Genomic DNA, 16,773 nt, shown 5'->3' on the forward strand with positions numbered 1-16,773 from the left:
CTGGGCAGTCCCGTTCGGCAGGGGGTCGTGAGTTCTATCGGGAGTTGCCCACGTCACCCGCCAGCCCGAGCATCTGGGCCGTCGGGAGGTGCCACCCGCGGGTGACCGCCAGCAATCGCGTGCCGACAGTCATTGCTGCGCACGCGGCGGCGGTGAGGCCGCCCGCCGCGCCGGCAACAGTCACCAGCCAGTAGGTGCTCCCGCCGAGGACCGCCGCGGTCGCATAAAAGTCCTCGAAGAGGATGAACGGGGACCGATCGAGGAGAATGTCGGCGTAGGCCCCGCCGCCGACGGCATTGATCGTCGATACCGTGACGATCCCGAACGGCGAGATCCCGGCCTCCGTCGCGACGATCGCACCGGCAGTCGCGAACGCGGCGAGGCCGATCGCGTCGGCTACCAGCGTGATCGGATGGTCGTCCGGCGACTCGAGCAGGACGCTGAGGAGCAATGCCAGTCCGACGCCGAGAAATCCGAGGCTGACTTCACCCATCGACTGGAGCGCCAGCGGCGTCCGCCCGACCAGCACGTCGCGGGTCGCGCCGCCGCCGAAGGCCGTCACCAACCCGACGACGCTGATCCCGAAGACGTCGAACTCCTCGCGGATGCCCTTGGCCGCCCCGACGAGGGCGAACGCGACAAGGCCGATCGTATTCATGACCGCGAAGGGGTCGATCAGTACCTGTTCGAGGAACGCTGCAACCACTGACTGAGATCACGGTGAGCGGGGTCTTGAGCCCTCCGTTCTCCGAGAGTCGTCCGCCTGGGCCGTTACAATTCTTCGGCGATGTCCGCAGAAACAACGGTGTCCTCGCCGACGACCGTCGAGACGTCGATCCCCTGGATCAGTTCGACGAGGTCGACCAGTTTCGGGAACGTATAGATCGTCAGCGAAACGTCACCGTCGCCGGCAGTGATCTCCGAGTCGATGACGAAGGCAATGTCCTCGTCAGGCCACCCACCCATCTTGTCGACGATGCCACCGGCTGGCCCGTAGGCGAAGGAGGGGGTCGACATTTCGATGGTCGTATCGAGGACGTTCGCCCACCCGTCGATGTACCCGGAAGTCATGATGTTGCCGACCTCTTGGATCGCCGAGCGTTCCATATCGCTGAACCCTTCGGTGTCGTCGCTCCCACCGCCGACCAGCATCCCGGCAAGTTCCTTCGCATCGCGGGGTTCGAGCATGAAGAGGACGTACCCATACGGGGCCTCGGTCAGCTCCACGAAGATGCCGACCCGGTCGCCGTCGCCCATGTGGGTCCGGACGTCTTCGATGTCGAGGAAGTTGATCTTCGAGACGGCGATCTGGGTGGAAAGCCCCGCCATCTGGTTGAGGTGATCCGAGACCCGTTCGGATCCCTCCTTGGCGATCTTGTTGAACAGATCGAGTTTCCGGACGTCGACTTCGAGACTCATGTCGGTCTCTTCCAGGCGCGTTCACGTAAGTACTCCGCTGCAATGCTCCTGGCGTTGTTCAGGCTACCTCGCCAGTCCTGATCGCTTCCTCGGCGGCAGCGAGCGTTTCGTCAGGATCGAATTCGTCGATCATCTCCTGCAATTCGCCCGTCGATCGATCCCGCAACGACTGGGCATGTTCCGTCATGTTCGGGACGGCCCGGAGCACGTTGTCGACGATCGGCACGGCGGCGACCTGCGCCGATCGCGAGAGCGGGTTGAGGTCGATCACGATCTCCGTCTTGCCCATCTCGCCGAGCGCTTCGGCGCGGTCGCCGTCCTCGAGGGGAACGACGACAGTGTCGGCGTCGCCGATTCCGTCAGCGTCGACCTTCGCCCGTTCGTGATCCAGCCCGGGGATGCGGGCGTCGGCAGCCATCCCTTTGACTTCGCTGGCTCCGTGTTCGCGGAGGTGCTCGGCGATCGCCTCGATCCGCTCTTCGGTACGATTGAATAGGTTGACTTCCAGGTCTGCTCCCGTCACTTCGGCCAGTTCGACGATCTCTCCGGGGACGAGCGCGGCGACGTTCCCGTTGACCGAGATCACTGAATGGTCGGCGACCAAGAGGTGGGCCGCCGCGACGCGCTCGGCCCGGTCGGCGCTCTCGATGGTCCGCTCGCCGAGGAGATAATCGAAGGCTTCGCCTCGCCCCTGGGCGATGAGCCCCTGTTGGCTGGTGATCCCCTTCTCGACGCCGTCTTCGATGCGATGGCGGGTCAACAGCGATTCGTACCGCGGGTGACTCTCCGGGACATCCACGTCGCTCATGGGATCCTGTCCGGGCGGGGCGGTGAAAAGCGTCGCTACCTGACTCAAGGAGAGAGTCCCGCCCTTTAGGGCGGGCGTGAATCCGACACACCACTTCACAATCCACGCTTGACGATTACTCCGGGGTATCCTCTCGGACTTTCTTTTCGCCCTCAAGGAGCAATCCCTTCCACGTTAACCCACGGTGCGTCTTCAGTTCTTTCAACCGCTCGTACTGCTCATCGTCATCGAACTCGATGCGAACTTCGACCATACAGTAACACACAAACCACATCTTTATGTGTGTTCCGATACAAACAGTAGTCGATGAAGCGAGCCAACACGTTCGAAGTGATTCCGCAGTCCGACGAGGACGAGGAGTTGCTTCGACGCCTGTTGGACGCTTCTGCCGCTCTCTGGAACGAAATCAACTACGAGCGCCGCGAGAACTATGCTGACCCAGACGGAGACGTGTGGGACATCAGCGAGTATCGCGGTCGCTATGGTGGAACACTTGGCGCATCCACGGTTCAGCAAATCGAACGCAAGAACCGCGAAGCGTGGAAGTCGTTCTTCAGCCTCAAGAAGAAGGGCGAAGCCAACGGCAAACCCGGATTCTGGGGTAACGCAGACGAAGGTCGAGAACTCCGCACGTACATCCGTAACACGTCGTACTCCGTCGAGTGGGGCGAATACTCTCGCCTCGAAATTCTCGTCGGTCAAGACCTGAAAGACGAATACGGGTTGGGACACCGCGAACGTCTCCGCCTCGAAGTTCGAGGTGAGCCCAATTGGAAGAAGTACGAGAAGCAGGGCCGGTTGGAGTTGTTCTACGACGAGCAAGCACAGACATTCAGGGCCTTTCAGCCAGTCACCGTCGATGATTCTCGACTGGCACAACCACTGGCTTCGGAAGAAGCCGCTCTGGACATCGGTGCGAACAACCTCGTCGCCTGCACCACCACAACCGGCCAGCAATACCTGTACGAAGGACGCGACCTGTTCAAACGATTCCGCGAAACCACGCGAGAAATTGCCCGCCTCCAATCACTCTTGGAGGACGGTCGATACAGCAGTCACCGAATCCGACGCCTGTACGAGCGGCGCACCAAGCGACGTGACCACGCTCAAGACGCACTCGCGCGTGACCTCATCGAACGTCTGTACGACGAGGGTGTTTCGACAGTGTACGTCGGGGCGCTGACGGACGTGCTTGAGACGCACTGGTCGGTAGAGACGAACGCCAAGACGCACAATTTCTGGGCGTTTAGAGCGTTCGTGAATCGACTGGCGTGTACCGCTGAGGAATACGGTATGTCGGTGGAAGTACAGTCTGAGGCGTGGACGAGTCAGGAGTGTCCGAACTGCGGTTCGATAGAGGACACGACACGTCACAGAGACACTCTGACGTGTCCGTGTGGCTTCGAGGGGCACGCCGACCTCGTGGCGTCAGAGACGTTCCTTCGGCGGCAGACAACGGTAACACGGTCGATGGCACGGCCTGTATGCCTCAAGTGGGACAACCATGAATGGTTGGAGTCATCACGCTCTCCCCGTCCCAACGAGGAGCATACGAACCCGCAAGTTGCCTCCGTGGGCCGGTAGTCGATACCCCCAGCGCGAGGAAACCCCGCCGTTCACGGCGGGGAGGATGTCATTCCGACCCGTCCGCCGATCGGCCGGTAATCTCTCCGTCCACATCTCTATCGTCGACCAGTGTCGCCCCTGCCGGATCGACCTGGCAGACCTGGGGCTCGTATCCGGCGCTCGATAGTCCGTCCCCGAGCGCGAAGACCGTCTCGCCGAGCATCGCCATCGACGCCTCGCCGTTGGCCGCCGAGACGTCCGTGATCACGTCCCGCACCTCGGCAGTCAGGAGATTGGCTTCACGGGCGAATTTCCGGGCGGCGTACATGAACTCAGACACCGTCGGCTCGGCGACGACTGTCGAGAGGGCCTCCTCGCCCGCCAGCGTCAGCCGGTCGGTGTCGCCACTGATGACTGTCGCGGTGTCGAGTTCACCGAAGGTGACGTATTCGACGCGGGAACGGGCGGGGATCGCGTCGAGGCGGTTCTCCATCGGGCCGCCCGGTTCCAGCCGGAGGGTGATGCCGCCGGCCGCCTGCGCAACGACGTCACCGAGTCCGGTTCCGGCCTGAACCTCTGCCCCGTGAGCGATCGTGACGAGTTCGTCCCGCAAGAGTCGCCGATCGAAGACGGCGTTTCCGGCCAGGGCCGTCCCGAGCGCCATCGCCCCCGAGACGCCGAATCCCGCGCCAATCGGTAGATCCGTCTCGCCGATTACCGTGGCTTGGGCCCCGAGCGCGTCGAGGACTCGGTCGACGGCTCCGATCTCGACGCCGACGTCGTCTAAGACGACTGTCGTCTCTTCGGCCGGCCGGACCGTCACGCGAACCCCGTCGGTGAGTGCCAGGCCGCCGCCACGTGACCCGGTCGTCGTCGGATCGTCGGTCCGCTCGACGGAGAAAAACCCCGTCACGTGGCCCGGGACGAAGGCACTCGCTTCGTCGGTCATCGCCTGCCTTTCGGCCGCCTCCCGGTAGAACCCTTCGGGACGTGCCCGGGCAGCCGCCAGATTGATGCGTGTTTACGCTGTCTTCGGACGTATACACATGCCCACAGTCAGTGTCCGGCTTCCCGACGAAGAGAAGGACGAACTCGAAGCTGTCGCCGACCTGCTCGAGGAGGATTGGAGCACGATCATCCGGAAGTCGTTGCGTGATGGTCTGCATGATCTCAGGGTGCGCCACGCAGTCGAGCGCTATCAATCCGGCGACGTCGCGGTCACCGAGGCGGCCCGACTCGCGAACGTCACCGTCGCCGAATGGCTCGAGATCGCCCGCGAGAAGAACCTGACCGTCCAGTTCCGTCGCGAAGACCTCGAACGCGAGGTCGAGGCGGCCCACGAACTATGACTCGGATCTACGTCGGGCCGGGCTCGCTGGTCGGCCTCGGGACAGTCGGCGAGACAACGTTGCTGAAAACGTTCGACGGCGAGATCGTCATTCCCGAGATCGCCGCCAGTGAAGTCTCGACCGAACCGGCGAAGACGAACATGGAGATACTGGTCGCCGACGGTGGGGCGACCCGCGAGGCGATCGAGACTGACCACGCTGAGCGGGCGATGGGCATTCTCGGTATCTCCGAGCCAGTCGTCGAAAGCCGTTTACTGGAGTCCGTGCTGGCGGCTATGGACGACGACCAAGCGGCGGACACTGGGGACGACGAGCCAGTGGTTGGGCTCGTCACCGACGATCGCCGCCTGCGGACGGTCGCTGAGGGATTGGGGGCAACAGTGACCGGCACGTTTGGCGTGGTCGTCCGGGCCGCGAGCGAGGACAAGTACCTCAAGACTACCCAGGCCAAGCGGATCGTCCGCCGGATCGACAGCCACGGCCTGCATTTGACGGGCGAACTACGAGCGCAGGCGATCGGTGACCTCTGAGTAAGCAACGTTCCGCCGTTCGCTGTCGCCGGAACCGTCTCGGTCACTTGTGGTTCGGTGGCTGGAGCGTGAGTTCTTCATCGCTGCTGAGTCCGAGGCCGTGTGAGACTTCCACTACTAGCCACCCGAAAAAGCCCACAGCCATGATCACTGTCACGGGCCCGAAGATGTCCCAGCTGTAGGGGTCACTAATAACAAATCCGAGAACTCCCGCGGCGGCCACCCACAGCCCTGCGCGAACGGTTCGGCCCTCGAGGCCGGTCGTTCCGGCAGCGCTGAGGAAAGCGAATGAGAATGCCGAGAGCGCCAGTACTGCGGTTGAAACACCGTCGAATACGACAACGTTCAGGAGGCTTGACACGGCGAGGATGCCGCCACCGAGTACGAGAATCCGATATCCGATTCGGAGGACTGAGAGCATACGGGGATCGATCTCGCGTTGTTCTTCTGGACTCATCTGACATAATGGTCGACACGCTGATACCTTAATGATTGGTGGTTCCCGTCAACTGTTCTGGTACCCCCATATCAATTACCGTGGCCACAACGGTCGACACACGATCTCCGGGAGTCGGTCACGCCACGGAGTCAGAGGCAGTCCATCGCAAAGAGACGGACGTCTGGACTCGGAAGGCCACGGTGATCTTTCGTCGCTCGCGTACCGTTGCTCGCTTGCTCCCCGAGACTATGCCGCTCGCGTGTCGCTTCGCTCCCGCTCGCGTTTCGAGTCCCCGCTTCGTTCGGCCTCGCTATGGGCTCAGCCGTTGTCGATCTCGCGGGAAGATAACCGCTTCGCGGATGTTCTCCAGGCCGAGCATCGTCATGACGAGGCGTTCGCCACCGAGTCCCCAGCCGGCGTGGGGCGGCATCCCGTACTTGAACATCTTGGTGTAGTACTCGAAGGCACCCGGGTCGAGACCCTGCTGTTCGAACCCTTCGACGAGGTGGTCGTGGCGGTGTTCACGCTGGCCGCCCGAAACCAGCTCCATCGAGGGGTGCATCATGTCGAAGCCCGTCGAGAGTTCGGCGTCGTCGTCGTGATCCTTGATGTAGAAGGGCTTGATCTCGCTGGGCCAGTCGGTGATGAAGTAGTGCTCGCCGACGTCCTGGCCGAGGGCGTGTTCGGCCTCCGTCGAGAGGTCGTCGCCCCACACCAGCACGTCATCAAGCTCGCCCGTGGCGTTGATCCGTTCGATGGCCTCCTCGTAGGTGAGTCGTGGGAAATCGCCCTCGGGAACGGTGAATGCCTCGTCAAGACCGAGCGTTTCGAGTTCGTCATCGCAGTTCTCGGCGACGCCCTCGTAGGCGGCTTTCACGACCGTCTCGCAGGCGTCCATCGCCTCGGTGTGGTCGTAGAAGGCCGACTCGAAGTCGATCGAGGTGGCCTCGTTGAGGTGCCGTGGCGTGTTGTGCTCCTCGGCGCGGAAGATCGGGCCGATCTCGAAGACCCGCTCAAGCCCGGAGCCGACCATCAGCTGCTTGAACAGCTGTGGGCTCTGGTTCATGAACGCCTCGCGACCGAAGTAGGTGATCGGGAACAGCTCAGTTCCGCCCTCCGTGCCCGTCGCGACGATCTTCGGCGTGTTGATCTCCGTCGCGTCCAGCCCGCGGAAGGCCTCCCGGACTGACCGCAGGACTTCCGCGCGGATCTCGAAGATGGCCTTGACCTCGGGCTTGCGGAGGTCCAGCGTCCGGTTGTCCAGTCGCGTGGGAAGTTCGGCGTCGACCTTCCCGGAGGGGTCGAGCGGGAGTTCGGGGTCGGCCGGGGCGATCACCTCGATGTCGTCGGGCGTGACCTCGACGCCCGTGGGTGCGCGCTCCTCTTCCTCGACGTCGCCCTCGACCCGGAGGACGCTCTCGCGGTGAACGTCGAGTGCGGTTTCGACGAGGGCCTCGTCGAGTTCGTCCTTCTCGATCTTGACCTGGATCTTGCCGGTCGTGTCACGGAGGATCAGGAAGGCGATCCCGCCGAGGTCGCGGATCTCGTGGACCCAACCCGCGACAGTCGCACTCGTCCCGGGGTCGGCATCAGCAGCGTACGTACGTTCCTGCATACCCCGCTGTTTTTCGCCCGGGGATTAAACTCCGTTTATTCCGGTCGCCGGTTGCGCTCTGTGCGTCGGCGACTCCGGGTGTGACCACAACGCTTCTGTCGCGTGGCTCACAACAGCAGTCCATGGCCGTACGCGAACTCGACGACCTCGACAGGGCGATCGTCTACGCGTTACAGGAGAACGCCCGCAAGACCTCGACGAGTACGATCGCCGAGCGCATGGACGTCGCCCCGAGTACAGTCCGCACCCGGATCCAGGCGCTTGAGGCCGACGGCGTCCTCACGGGCTATCACGCCGAGATCGATTACGAACGGACTGGGCTCCAGTTGCACACGTTGCTGGTCTGTACGGCACCTGTCCCCGAGCGGGAGGAACTCGCCGAACGCGCTCAAGAGGTCCGTGGCGTCGTCGCTGTCCGGGAAGTCATGACCGGCCAGGAGAACGTCCACATCGAGGCAATCGGCCGTGACGGAGACGATCTGAGCCGGATCGGGCGTGAACTCGACGAGATCGGCCTCACCATCGAGGACGAGGACCTCATCCGAAACGAGTACGAGACGCCCTACGACGGCTTCAACGTTGCATCGGAGTGACTGGCTGTCGGTCAGTCCCCGTCGTCATCCAGTCGTTTTCCGTCATTTTGCCCCACCGTCGAACCACCTCGTCCAGACCTTTGCACGCATCGGGTCGCTTCGGGTGCTGCCCTCGGTCGCTGGTGTCTCCCCATCTTTGTTGACATCTATGACTATTTTGCCGCATTTTGATGACGTAACGTCAAACTAAACGACTAGTTTATGACGCTCCGTGAATTACGGGGCGATGTATGGAAGAGTTTCGTCCGTACGTAACGGCCTGCTGTCGCATGGAGGGATCGAAGGATCTGTCGCCGATCTCAGGGGGGTGTGCCCCGGGATGAGCGACGACATGACTTCACGGGTCGACGTGGTAGTCATCGGGAGGACCAGCGACGTCAGAGCGGTGGCGGAGGAGCTCGCGGCGTCCCAGACCGTCGTCTTCGTCACGGATCGACACGACCAGGCGCGAGCGGCCGAGCGTGCTGGGGTTTCGACCCATCGGACGACCTTCGAGACCGGCCTCGGTCGGGAGGGGGTGGCTGCGGAGGCCGCGCTCGTCGCGACCGAGGAGGACGCGGTCAATCTACTCCTCACCCAGCACCTGCGGGTCCGCGGTGACGTCGACACCGTGATCACCAGGATCAACGACGAAACCCGGCGAGTCGCCTTCGACGACGTAGCCACGGAGACCCTGACGCCTGCTGAAACGGACGTACGAACGGTTCGAGATACCCTGGAGGCTTCCTGACCCACGATGCCCAAGGAACTCGAACGCGATCTGGGCCTGTTCTCAGTGCTGGCGATCAGTATCGGCGCGATGGTCGGCAGCGGCATCTTCATCCTGCCGGCGCTGGCGCTGAAGATGGCCGGTCCGGCGGTGATCCTGGCGTACATCCTGGCGGCGCTGGTCGTGCTGCCGGCCGCCCTCAGCAAGGCGGAGATGGCGACGGCGATGCCCGAAGCCGGCGGAACCTACCTCTACATCGAGCGTGGGATGGGGCCACTGCTGGGGACGATCGCGGGTATCGGAACCTGGTTCGCCCTCTCGTTCAAGGGCGCGCTCGCGCTGGTCGGCGGCGTCCCGTACCTGCTTTGGTACTTCGAACTCCCGATCAAGCCAGTCGCGCTCGCGCTCGCCGCCATTCTCATCCTCGTGAACCTCCTCGGGGCCAAACAGACAGGTCGCCTCCAGGTCGGGATCGTGGCGATCATGCTGGCCGCGATGATCTGGTTCGTCGGCGGCAGCGCCGGCTCGCTCCAGGTTGCTTCCTTCGACGGGTTCTTCGCCTCAGGCGCGGGCGGTATCCTCGAGGCCACTGGATTCGTGTTCGTCTCCTATGCGGGGGTGACGAAGATCGCGAGCGTCGCCGAGGAGATCGAGGATCCGGATCGTGTGATACCCCGGGGGATGATCTGGTCGCTCGGGTTCACGACGTTGCTTTACGTCCTCGTCGTGATCGTGATCGTCGGCGTCGATCCGTCGGGGATCGTCGGCTCGAACACCCCCGTCGCCGACGTGGCCGAAGCCACGATGTCGGCCCCTGGCGTGGCCGCCGTCGTCGTCGCCGCGATGCTCGCGTTGATCAGCACTGCCAACGCCGGCCTGCTCTCGTCGTCGCGATACCCCTTCGCGATGAGCCGCGACGACCTTGCCCCGCCGACGTTCGCGACCGTCAGCGACCGGTTCGGCACGCCGGTCACGGCCATCACGTTGACGGGCCTCGTCATGCTGGCGCTGATCGCGTTCGTCCCGATCATGAGCATCGCCAAACTCGCGAGCGCGTTCCAGATCCTCGTCTTCGTGTTGATCAACGTCGCGCTCGTCGCGTTTCGGGAGAGCGACATCGCCTACGATCCCAGCTACCGGTCGCCGCTGTATCCCTGGATGCAGGGCTTCGGCGTCGTGGGTGGGCTGCTCCTGCTCACGCAGATGGGACTGGTCCCGATGGTCGGGGCCATCGTCATCATCGTGGGCAGCGTCGGCTGGTACTTCGCGTACGCCCACCGCAACGTCTCTCGGGAGGGTGCCGTCACGGACGCGATCCGTCGCGGCATCGATCAGCGCGCCGTCGAAGAAACCCGCTCGGTGTGTCACGACGCAGCCGACTCGGACGTGCTCGTGGCGCTTACCGAGGAAACGTCGGCGGCCGCCGAGGAACGCCTCCTCGACGTGGCCGTTCCACTGGCCGATGCCGGGGACGGGACCGTCACCGTCGTCCAGTTCGACCAGGTTCCCGACCAGACGCCGCTCTCCTACGCCGAAACGACACTCTCGGAGGCGGACCAGGTGTTCGAGGAGCGTACGGCGGCGCTCGCCGAAGCCGCTGACGTCCCTATCGAGTACGGCGAGATCGTCAGCCACGACGTCGAGCGCGCGATCGCGAACGTCGCCGACGTCCACGGCTACGACCTGGTCGTCGTCGACGAGTCCGGCCCCACGTTCACCGAGGGGCTCTCCGACGTGATCATGGGTCCGAACCGGTCCTTCGACGTGCTCGGGGTCGACGCCGGGCGTCTGGACGACAGCGACCGTCTCGCCCTGGTCGACGACGGCGGACCGTTCGACCCGCTGAAGGTCCGAATCGCGAACGCCCTGGCGATCGACCGTGACGCTACCGTCGAATTCGTCCACGGGATCGCACCGGACGCGACTGACGAACGCCAGACGTCCATCGAGGAATACCACGCCGAACTCGCGGACCTCTGTGCCGTCCCGACCGAGTCGGTCATCGTCGAGAGCGACGACGACGCGGCGGCACTGAGTCGCGTAGCGCGGGACGCCGATCTGACCGTGGTCGCGGACGCCGGCGGTGCGATCCTCCGTGACGGTCCCGGCGACGAGATCGCAAAGCAGGGTGGCGCGCTCGTGTTGCATCCCGGCGGCAACGGAGAACCCGGGCTGTTGGGTCGAGTCCTCGAGCGGTTCGTCTACTGATCGCGACCGCTCTTGCTCCCGTCGAGGGACGTCAGGCAGCGATCTCCTCTTGCCACTCGCGGATTCGATCAGCACTGACCCCCTGTACCTCACCCGCGACCGCGTCCGGGTCGACGTCCCTGAGGTCGCCGGGGGCCCCAACACCCGCGTCCTGCAGTTTCTCGGCGGTCGCTGGACCGACCCCGTCGAGATCTTCCAAGTCCTCGACAGCGTTGCGCGCCTGGAACTCCTCGTAGTTGCAGATCGGACAGCCCAGCTCCCAGGGCTCGTCGTCCCCGTCGTCGTGGATCTCGATGTGTGGCAGATCGTGCTCCTCACACCGCTGGTCGGTCACGACGATCTCGCCGCGGCGGGGCAGCGGCAGCGAGTAGTCACACTCGGGATAGCGCGTACAGCCGACCAGCCGCGAGCCCGATCGGAGGTGTTTGATCGCGAGTTCGCCGCCTCCCCCTTCGGCGGCTTCGCCGCCTTCGTTTCGCTGCCCCTCCGGCGCAGCGCTGTCGCCACATTCAGGACAGTCACCGATCACTCGGTCCTCGCTCTCGTCGGCCTCCTCGGCTTTGCAGCGCGGACACCCGTGGACGAACGTGTCTCTCCCGGCGAGCATCTTGACTTCTCGAAGGTCGTGGTCCTCGCAGGTGTCGTCCATCACCTGTGGCTCGCCGGTGCTCGGCAGCGGGAGTGTAAACCGACACTCGGGAAAGCCGTCACAGCCGACGAAGTACGAGCCCTGTCGACTCCGGCGGATCAACAGGTCCTCGCCACACTCCGGGCAGGGACCGAGCGTCCGATCGGCTTTCAGGGACTTCTGGAGGAACTCGCCGATCTCCTCGCGCGATTCGCGCAGTTCCTCGAAGATCTCGCCGAGCATCTCCCGGGATTCCGCGGTCACCTCCTCCAGAGTCGCCTCGCCCTCGGCGATGGCCGTCATGTCGGCCTCCAGTTGGGCGGTCATTTCCTCGCTGACGACGTGATCGGCGTACTCCTCGGCGGCCGTGACGACGGCCTCGGCGAGTTTCGTGGGCCGGGGCGGGTCGTCCTCGACGTAGCCCCGATCGTAGAGTTTCTCGACGATGTTGTGTCGCGTGGCCTTCGTCCCGATGCCCATCTGCTCCATGTGCTGGATGAGCCGTGACTGGCCGTACCGGCGTGGTGGCTGGGTCTGCTTGGCCTCGAGTTCGACGTCGTCGATCGACAGCTCCTCTCCTTCCTCGACAGCGGGAACGACAGTTTCGCCGGCCGAAGAGTAGGGGTAGACCGCGTGGTATCCCTCCTCCAGCAAGCGTTTGCCGTTGGCCTTCAGCGACCGCCCCGCCGCCTCGGCGACGACCCGCAGGTGAGCCCAGGTCGCCGGCTCGGCCACCGTCGCGAAGAACCGACGCACCACGAGCTCGTAGATCTCCCAGGCGTCCGCGCCGATCTCGTCGCGATCCGGCAGCTCGCCGGTGGGATGGATCGGTGGGTGGTCAGTCGACTCGTTATCGCCGCGCGTCGGCTCGATCTCCTCCTGGGCGAGCAAGGACTCGGCGTCGTCGCCGAACTCGTAACTGCCTTCGAAGGCACCGAGCAGTTCCGCGGGGTCGAGATCCTCGGGATAGACGGTGTTGTCCGTCCGCGGGTATGTCAGGTAGCCGTCGGTGTACAGTTCCTCGGCCAGCGACATCGCGCGCTGGGCGGAGTAGCCGAGCGAACTCGCCGCGGAGATGAACGCAGTCGTGTTGAACGGCGCGGGCGGGTCGTCGGTCCGCGTTCGCCGCCGAACTTCGGTGACGGTGGCCGTCCCGGATTCGGCGAGGTCCGCGTAGGCAGCCTCGGCGGCTGACTCTTCCCAGACCCGCTCGGCCTCACTGCCGTCGTCGTCGTAGAAGTACTGGGCCTCGAAGCCCTGGCCGTCCTTCGCGAGGTCGGCCACGATCTCCCAGTAGTCCTCCGGGTCGAACGCCTGGATCTCGCGTTCGCGGTCGACGATCAGCTTCAGTGTCGGGCTCTGGACCCGGCCGACGGAGATAAAGTCGTTACCGAGCTGTTTGGCGGAAAGCGAGAGGAAGCGGGTCAGCGCCGCGCCCCAGATCAGATCGACGATCTGGCGTGCTTCACCCGCGGCGGCGAGGTCGAAGTCGATCTCGTCGGGGTTCTCGAAGGCCTTCTGCACTTCTCGGTCGGTGATCGAGGAGAACCGGACGCGTTCGACCGGCGCGTCGGTCTCCTCGCGGATCAACTCGTAGGCCTCCTTGCCGATGAGTTCGCCCTCGCGGTCGTAGTCTGTCGCAATCACGACCTCGTCGGCTTTGCGGGCGAGGCTGTGCAGTGTCGCGACGATGTTCTCCCGCGTGGGTTGGGTGACCACGTCGGCGTCGATCAACTCGATGGGTTCGACGTCGCGCCACTCGGAGTATTCCGGCGGGAAGTCCAGACCGACGACGTGCCCCGAGAGGCCGACGACCCGCTGGCCACCCCACCGGTAGACGTTGACGCCGTTCCGTCGCTCCGCGCTCGCCGAATCGCCGCTCAATATCTCGGCGATCCGCCGGGCGGCGTTGTCCTTCTCGGTGACGATCAGGCGCATACCCGATCACCACCGACGGATTGGGAACTCATTGTCCCCTGCTACGCGGAGAGCGTCTCATATGTCTTTCGGCGCGAAAATCGCAAGACGGAAGCGGGGCAAGACGCGCACGCGTCGCCCGTACGTGCTCGTGTCGTAGACGCGTCGGCAGCAGTCGTTGAATCGCATGGCCCGTCGCATCACTCCCCGATATCGTCCGCACTCATCCCTCGCCGAATGGCGTTTCTGTGTTTCCTGGCGATCGGCACGGCATCCTCATCGAGTGAGACGGTTCTCTCACGTCCGGGACTCGTGTTTGCGACGAGCCTGTCCATCCGCTCGATGATCTCGTCAGGTACGGTTGTCATTTCCTCTCGCTTCTATCGCATGTCTATTCAATCTGACGTAATATTCGAGCAATAAGTCTATCCGCCTGGGGATCCAACAGTTAGGAATGGCAGACGACAAACGAGGCCGGGACAAACAGGCCCACGACGAGGAGCGACGACAGCGCGAGCGCGACCTCGAAACGGCACTGGAACGTGGTGACGAAGCCGAACCGCCGATCCCCGCGACCGAACTCGGTGAACTGGAGGACGAACTCGAAACGCTGTCGTTCCCGACGACCGCGGCCGACGTGGTCGAGACGGTCGGCGACCGCGAGATCGAATCGCCGGACGGTACATATCGGCTCGAAGAACTGCTGCCCGAGACGGATGCCGAGATATTCGACTCTCCGGCGGCGGTCAGCGTCCAGGTCCAGCGGCCGACCGTCGCCGCCGCGATGAAGCGCATCATCGAAGCGAGTGACGTACTCCAGGACGCCGATTTCGGTGGCTCTCGCCGCGATGCGTATAAAAAGACCCTCGAGGCACTCGCGGCGATCGAGGCGGACGACGACGACGAAGGGATCGACGTCATCACCGATTGGATCGTCGAGCGAATCGACGAGAAAGGTAAACTCCCTGGCTCCCGGGCGGTTCGCCGGGAAGCCGCGAAGTTCTGTCGATCCAACGGCTACGAGGTCCGCGTCGACGAGTGGCTCGGGATCTGATCCGCAATTCTACTCCTCTAGCTCGGCCCGCAGCAACTGATTGACGTCACCGGGATCGGCCGATCCACCCGTCTTCTGCATTACCTGGCCGACGAGGAAGTTGATCGCGCCGCCTTCGCCCTCGTGGTAATCGTCGACGGCGTCGGGGTTCTCCTCGATGGCTTCCTCGACAGCACTCTGGAGTTCGTCGCCGCCGGTCTTGCCCAGCCCTTCGCGCTCGACGACCGTGTCCGGGTCCGTCCCGTCGTCGAGCATCCCGCGGAGGACCGTCTCGCGGGCGTTCTTGGCCGTGATCTCTTCAGTCGCGACGAGTTCGACGAGGCGTTCGATCTCGTCGAACCGGTCGGTCACGTCGGTGATCGCCATGTCGCGGTAGTTGAGTTCCCCCAGGAGCTCGTCTGCGACCCACGTCGCCACGAGGTCGGGGTCGAACTCGGCAGCCAGGTCTTCATAGAAGTCCGCCACTTGCTTGGTGGTGGTGAGCTTCGAAGCGGCCTCCTCGTCGAGCCCGTACTCCTCACCGAAGCGCTCCCGGCGGGCGTCCGGGAGTTCCGGGATCGACAGTTCCGCTTTCCAGTGGCTAACCTCCAGCGGCGGGAGATCGGCCTCCCGGAAGTACCGGTAGTCCTTCTCCTCTTCCTTCGAGCGCATCGAAACGGTGATCCCCCTCGACTCGTCCCAGTGTCGGGTCTCCTGTTCGACCTCGCGGCCGCGCTCGACGGCGTTTTTCTGTCGCTGGGCCTCGTAGGCGAGGGCCTTCTCTGCGCCCTTGTGACTGGAGATGTTCTTGACCTCCGTGCGGTTGGCGTCGGCCAGGACGGCGTCGTCGATCTCTCCGCGGTCGCCGACCTCGCTTGCGTCGACCAGCGAGAGGTTGGCGTCGATCCGGAGCGAGCCGTCCCGCGTCGCGTCGAAGACGCCCAGGTATTCCAGGACCTCTTCGAGTTTGGCGAGGAAGGCCCGGACCTCGCTCGCGTCCCGGAAGTCCGGTTCGGTGACGACCTCCATCAGCGGGACGCCGGCGCGGTTGTAGTCCACCAGGGTGTAGTCGGCGGTGTCGATGTTCCCGCCGGCGTGCTGGAGGCTGCCCGGGTCCTCTTCGAGGTGAGCGCGCTCGATCCCGACCGTCCGGCGCTCGCCTTCGACACTGAATTCCAGCTCGCCGTCCTGACAGATCGGCGCGTCGTACTGGCTGATCTGGAAGTTCTTCGGCAGGTCGGGGTAGTAGTAGTTCTTCCGGTGAAAGCGGGTTTGCTCGGGAATGTCGGCGTCGATGGCCTTCCCAACCCTGACGGCGGCCTCGACGGCCCCCTCGTTAAGTACCGGCAACGATCCGGGGAGGCCGAGACACACCGGGCAGGTGTGCGTGTTCGGCTCGGCGTCTTCGAGATCAGTCGAACAGCCACAGAAGATCTTCGTCGCGGTTTCGAGCTGGACGTGGACTTCCAGCCCGATCACGACGGCGAGATCGCGCTCTTGGATGGCTTGAGCGGTCATTATCCGAGTATCCGGCGCGCCGCGATTAAATCCCTCGGTCGCACTCGGATCGCGCTGTCGCGGCCGTCCCCAACCGGGAGACGTATCAGACAGAATGTGAATGTCTGACGTAGGTTTAAGCAGGGCGAGACTGGCTTTGGAGGTATGAGCGACAATCGCGTGGAGGAACTCGAAGCGAAAGTCCGCGATCTGGAAGCGACCGTCGAAGGCCTCACGGACGAACTCGTCGAGTCGAAAGTCCGGCTGCGCGAACTCGAGAACGCCGTCGACGACGAGCTCGGCTTCGAGAAACCGGTCACGATCGAGACTGACGTCGAAGACGAGACGGCATCGGCCTCGGCCGAAGCCACTAAATCCCAGGAGGTCGAGGACACGGACGACACGGAGACCGAATCGGACATCATCATCGCCTGACGGCCACCGGGTGCCCACGACCGTCGA

Annotated in this window: 18 protein-coding genes; 8 read left to right on the forward strand and 10 right to left on the reverse strand. The window is 64.0% G+C overall.

The features are described from left to right. Window positions 1–34: 34 nt before the first annotated feature. The 4 genes from HTIA_RS12190 to HTIA_RS16900 form a co-directional block, all read right to left on the reverse strand. Window positions 35–658 carry a trimeric intracellular cation channel family protein gene (locus HTIA_RS12190; protein ID WP_044951167.1) on the reverse strand — a complete coding sequence of 208 codons (624 nt, stop codon included), beginning with the start codon at window positions 656–658 and terminating at the stop codon, window positions 35–37. A 113-nt stretch (window positions 659–771) separates the two neighbouring features. Then, window positions 772–1,419 (reverse strand): chemotaxis protein CheC, encoded by a 648-nt coding sequence (locus HTIA_RS12195; RefSeq protein WP_008527079.1) that lies wholly within the window; start codon window positions 1,417–1,419, stop codon window positions 772–774. 58 nt (window positions 1,420–1,477) lie between these two features. After that, window positions 1,478–2,227 carry a 4-phosphopantoate--beta-alanine ligase gene (locus tag HTIA_RS12200; protein ID WP_020936411.1) on the reverse strand — a complete coding sequence of 250 codons (750 nt, stop codon included), beginning with the start codon at window positions 2,225–2,227 and terminating at the stop codon, window positions 1,478–1,480. Window positions 2,228–2,342: 115 nt separating this feature from the next. Then, entirely contained in the window at window positions 2,343–2,480 is a 138-nt protein-coding gene (locus tag HTIA_RS16900) for a hypothetical protein (protein WP_008528727.1), read from the reverse strand. Window positions 2,481–2,533: 53 nt separating this feature from the next. On the opposite strand from HTIA_RS16900, the gene HTIA_RS12205 reads away from it, so the two are divergent. Further along, window positions 2,534–3,811 (forward strand): IS200/IS605 family transposase, encoded by a 1,278-nt coding sequence (locus tag HTIA_RS12205; RefSeq protein WP_008528728.1) that lies wholly within the window; start codon window positions 2,534–2,536, stop codon window positions 3,809–3,811. A gap of 49 nt (window positions 3,812–3,860) precedes the next feature. On the opposite strand, the gene HTIA_RS12210 is transcribed toward HTIA_RS12205, so the two are convergent. Then, window positions 3,861–4,742 (reverse strand): pantoate kinase, encoded by an 882-nt coding sequence (locus HTIA_RS12210; RefSeq protein ID WP_008527499.1) that lies wholly within the window; start codon window positions 4,740–4,742, stop codon window positions 3,861–3,863. Window positions 4,743–4,839: 97 nt separating this feature from the next. Here HTIA_RS12210 and HTIA_RS12215 point away from each other — a divergent pair, with 97 nt between their 5' ends. Together HTIA_RS12215 and HTIA_RS12220 are read left to right on the forward strand one after the other, a co-directional pair. After that, on the forward strand, window positions 4,840–5,142 hold the full coding sequence (locus tag HTIA_RS12215) for a UPF0175 family protein (RefSeq protein WP_008527500.1): 303 nt from the start codon (window positions 4,840–4,842) through the stop codon (window positions 5,140–5,142). Next, window positions 5,139–5,672, forward strand: a complete 534-nt coding sequence (locus HTIA_RS12220; RefSeq protein WP_008527501.1) for a hypothetical protein — start codon at window positions 5,139–5,141, stop codon at window positions 5,670–5,672. The genes HTIA_RS12215 and HTIA_RS12220 overlap by 4 nt, the downstream gene beginning before the upstream one ends. Before the next feature lie 43 nt (window positions 5,673–5,715). On the opposite strand, the gene HTIA_RS12225 is transcribed toward HTIA_RS12220, so the two are convergent. Then, window positions 5,716–6,129: a hypothetical protein gene (locus HTIA_RS12225; RefSeq protein ID WP_008527502.1), complete on the reverse strand. Its 414-nt coding sequence runs from the start codon at window positions 6,127–6,129 to the stop codon at window positions 5,716–5,718. A 292-nt stretch (window positions 6,130–6,421) separates the two neighbouring features. Continuing rightward, window positions 6,422–7,726 (reverse strand): aspartate--tRNA(Asn) ligase, encoded by a 1,305-nt coding sequence (aspS, locus tag HTIA_RS12230; protein ID WP_008527503.1) that lies wholly within the window; start codon window positions 7,724–7,726, stop codon window positions 6,422–6,424. Window positions 7,727–7,848: 122 nt separating this feature from the next. Between aspS and HTIA_RS12235 the strand changes: the two genes are divergently transcribed. The 3 genes from HTIA_RS12235 (at window position 7,849) to HTIA_RS12245 (ending at window position 11,236) form a co-directional block, all read left to right on the forward strand. After that, window positions 7,849–8,319, forward strand: a complete 471-nt coding sequence (locus HTIA_RS12235) for an Lrp/AsnC family transcriptional regulator (RefSeq protein ID WP_008527504.1) — start codon at window positions 7,849–7,851, stop codon at window positions 8,317–8,319. 331 nt (window positions 8,320–8,650) lie between these two features. Next, entirely contained in the window at window positions 8,651–9,049 is a 399-nt protein-coding gene (locus tag HTIA_RS12240; protein WP_242401902.1) for an NAD-binding protein, read from the forward strand. 6 nt (window positions 9,050–9,055) lie between these two features. Further along, complete coding sequence (locus HTIA_RS12245) at window positions 9,056–11,236, forward strand: amino acid permease (protein WP_008527506.1); 2,181 nt, start codon at window positions 9,056–9,058, stop codon at window positions 11,234–11,236. 31 nt (window positions 11,237–11,267) lie between these two features. Here HTIA_RS12245 and HTIA_RS12250 read toward each other — a convergent pair whose 3' ends face one another. Next, on the reverse strand, window positions 11,268–13,802 hold the full coding sequence (locus HTIA_RS12250; protein ID WP_008527508.1) for a DNA topoisomerase I: 2,535 nt from the start codon (window positions 13,800–13,802) through the stop codon (window positions 11,268–11,270). A gap of 179 nt (window positions 13,803–13,981) precedes the next feature. Further along, window positions 13,982–14,149, reverse strand: a complete 168-nt coding sequence (locus HTIA_RS12255; RefSeq protein ID WP_008527510.1) for a hypothetical protein — start codon at window positions 14,147–14,149, stop codon at window positions 13,982–13,984. Between the two features lie 86 nt (window positions 14,150–14,235). Here HTIA_RS12255 and HTIA_RS12260 point away from each other — a divergent pair, with 86 nt between their 5' ends. Next, a complete protein-coding gene (locus HTIA_RS12260) occupies window positions 14,236–14,835 on the forward strand; it encodes a DUF5789 family protein (protein ID WP_008527511.1) in 600 nt (199 codons plus the stop codon). A 9-nt stretch (window positions 14,836–14,844) separates the two neighbouring features. Here the strand turns inward: HTIA_RS12260 and gatB are convergent, their stop codons facing one another. Next, window positions 14,845–16,332 (reverse strand): Asp-tRNA(Asn)/Glu-tRNA(Gln) amidotransferase subunit GatB, encoded by a 1,488-nt coding sequence (gene gatB, locus HTIA_RS12265; RefSeq protein WP_008527512.1) that lies wholly within the window; start codon window positions 16,330–16,332, stop codon window positions 14,845–14,847. 144 nt (window positions 16,333–16,476) lie between these two features. Between gatB and HTIA_RS12270 the strand changes: the two genes are divergently transcribed. Next, entirely contained in the window at window positions 16,477–16,746 is a 270-nt protein-coding gene (locus HTIA_RS12270) for a DUF7518 family protein (RefSeq protein ID WP_008527513.1), read from the forward strand. Window positions 16,747–16,773: the final 27 nt, after the last annotated feature.

The organism is Halorhabdus tiamatea SARL4B (assembly GCF_000470655.1).
Taxonomy (GTDB): domain Archaea; phylum Halobacteriota; class Halobacteria; order Halobacteriales; family Haloarculaceae; genus Halorhabdus; species Halorhabdus tiamatea.

Bases quoted from the DNA above. Each gene is read 5' to 3' on its own strand.
- HTIA_RS12240 (WP_242401902.1), top strand. From the start codon at position 8,651: ATGACTTCACGGGTCGACGTGGTAGTCATCGGGAGGACCAGCGACGTC.
- HTIA_RS16900 (WP_008528727.1), bottom strand. From the start codon at position 2,480: ATGGTCGAAGTTCGCATCGAGTTCGATGACGATGAGCAGTACGAGCGG.
- HTIA_RS12235 (WP_008527504.1), top strand. From the start codon at position 7,849: ATGGCCGTACGCGAACTCGACGACCTCGACAGGGCGATCGTCTACGCG.
- HTIA_RS12250 (WP_008527508.1), bottom strand. From the start codon at position 13,802: ATGCGCCTGATCGTCACCGAGAAGGACAACGCCGCCCGGCGGATCGCC.
- HTIA_RS12225 (WP_008527502.1), bottom strand. From the start codon at position 6,129: ATGAGTCCAGAAGAACAACGCGAGATCGATCCCCGTATGCTCTCAGTC.
- HTIA_RS12215 (WP_008527500.1), top strand. From the start codon at position 4,840: ATGCCCACAGTCAGTGTCCGGCTTCCCGACGAAGAGAAGGACGAACTC.
- HTIA_RS12190 (WP_044951167.1), bottom strand. From the start codon at position 658: ATGAATACGATCGGCCTTGTCGCGTTCGCCCTCGTCGGGGCGGCCAAG.
- HTIA_RS12210 (WP_008527499.1), bottom strand. From the start codon at position 4,742: ATGACCGACGAAGCGAGTGCCTTCGTCCCGGGCCACGTGACGGGGTTT.
- HTIA_RS12220 (WP_008527501.1), top strand. From the start codon at position 5,139: ATGACTCGGATCTACGTCGGGCCGGGCTCGCTGGTCGGCCTCGGGACA.
- aspS (WP_008527503.1), bottom strand. From the start codon at position 7,726: ATGCAGGAACGTACGTACGCTGCTGATGCCGACCCCGGGACGAGTGCG.
- HTIA_RS12255 (WP_008527510.1), bottom strand. From the start codon at position 14,149: ATGACAACCGTACCTGACGAGATCATCGAGCGGATGGACAGGCTCGTC.
- HTIA_RS12245 (WP_008527506.1), top strand. From the start codon at position 9,056: ATGCCCAAGGAACTCGAACGCGATCTGGGCCTGTTCTCAGTGCTGGCG.
- HTIA_RS12260 (WP_008527511.1), top strand. From the start codon at position 14,236: ATGGCAGACGACAAACGAGGCCGGGACAAACAGGCCCACGACGAGGAG.
- HTIA_RS12195 (WP_008527079.1), bottom strand. From the start codon at position 1,419: ATGAGTCTCGAAGTCGACGTCCGGAAACTCGATCTGTTCAACAAGATC.
- HTIA_RS12270 (WP_008527513.1), top strand. From the start codon at position 16,477: ATGAGCGACAATCGCGTGGAGGAACTCGAAGCGAAAGTCCGCGATCTG.
- gatB (WP_008527512.1), bottom strand. From the start codon at position 16,332: ATGACCGCTCAAGCCATCCAAGAGCGCGATCTCGCCGTCGTGATCGGG.
- HTIA_RS12205 (WP_008528728.1), top strand. From the start codon at position 2,534: ATGAAGCGAGCCAACACGTTCGAAGTGATTCCGCAGTCCGACGAGGAC.
- HTIA_RS12200 (WP_020936411.1), bottom strand. From the start codon at position 2,227: ATGAGCGACGTGGATGTCCCGGAGAGTCACCCGCGGTACGAATCGCTG.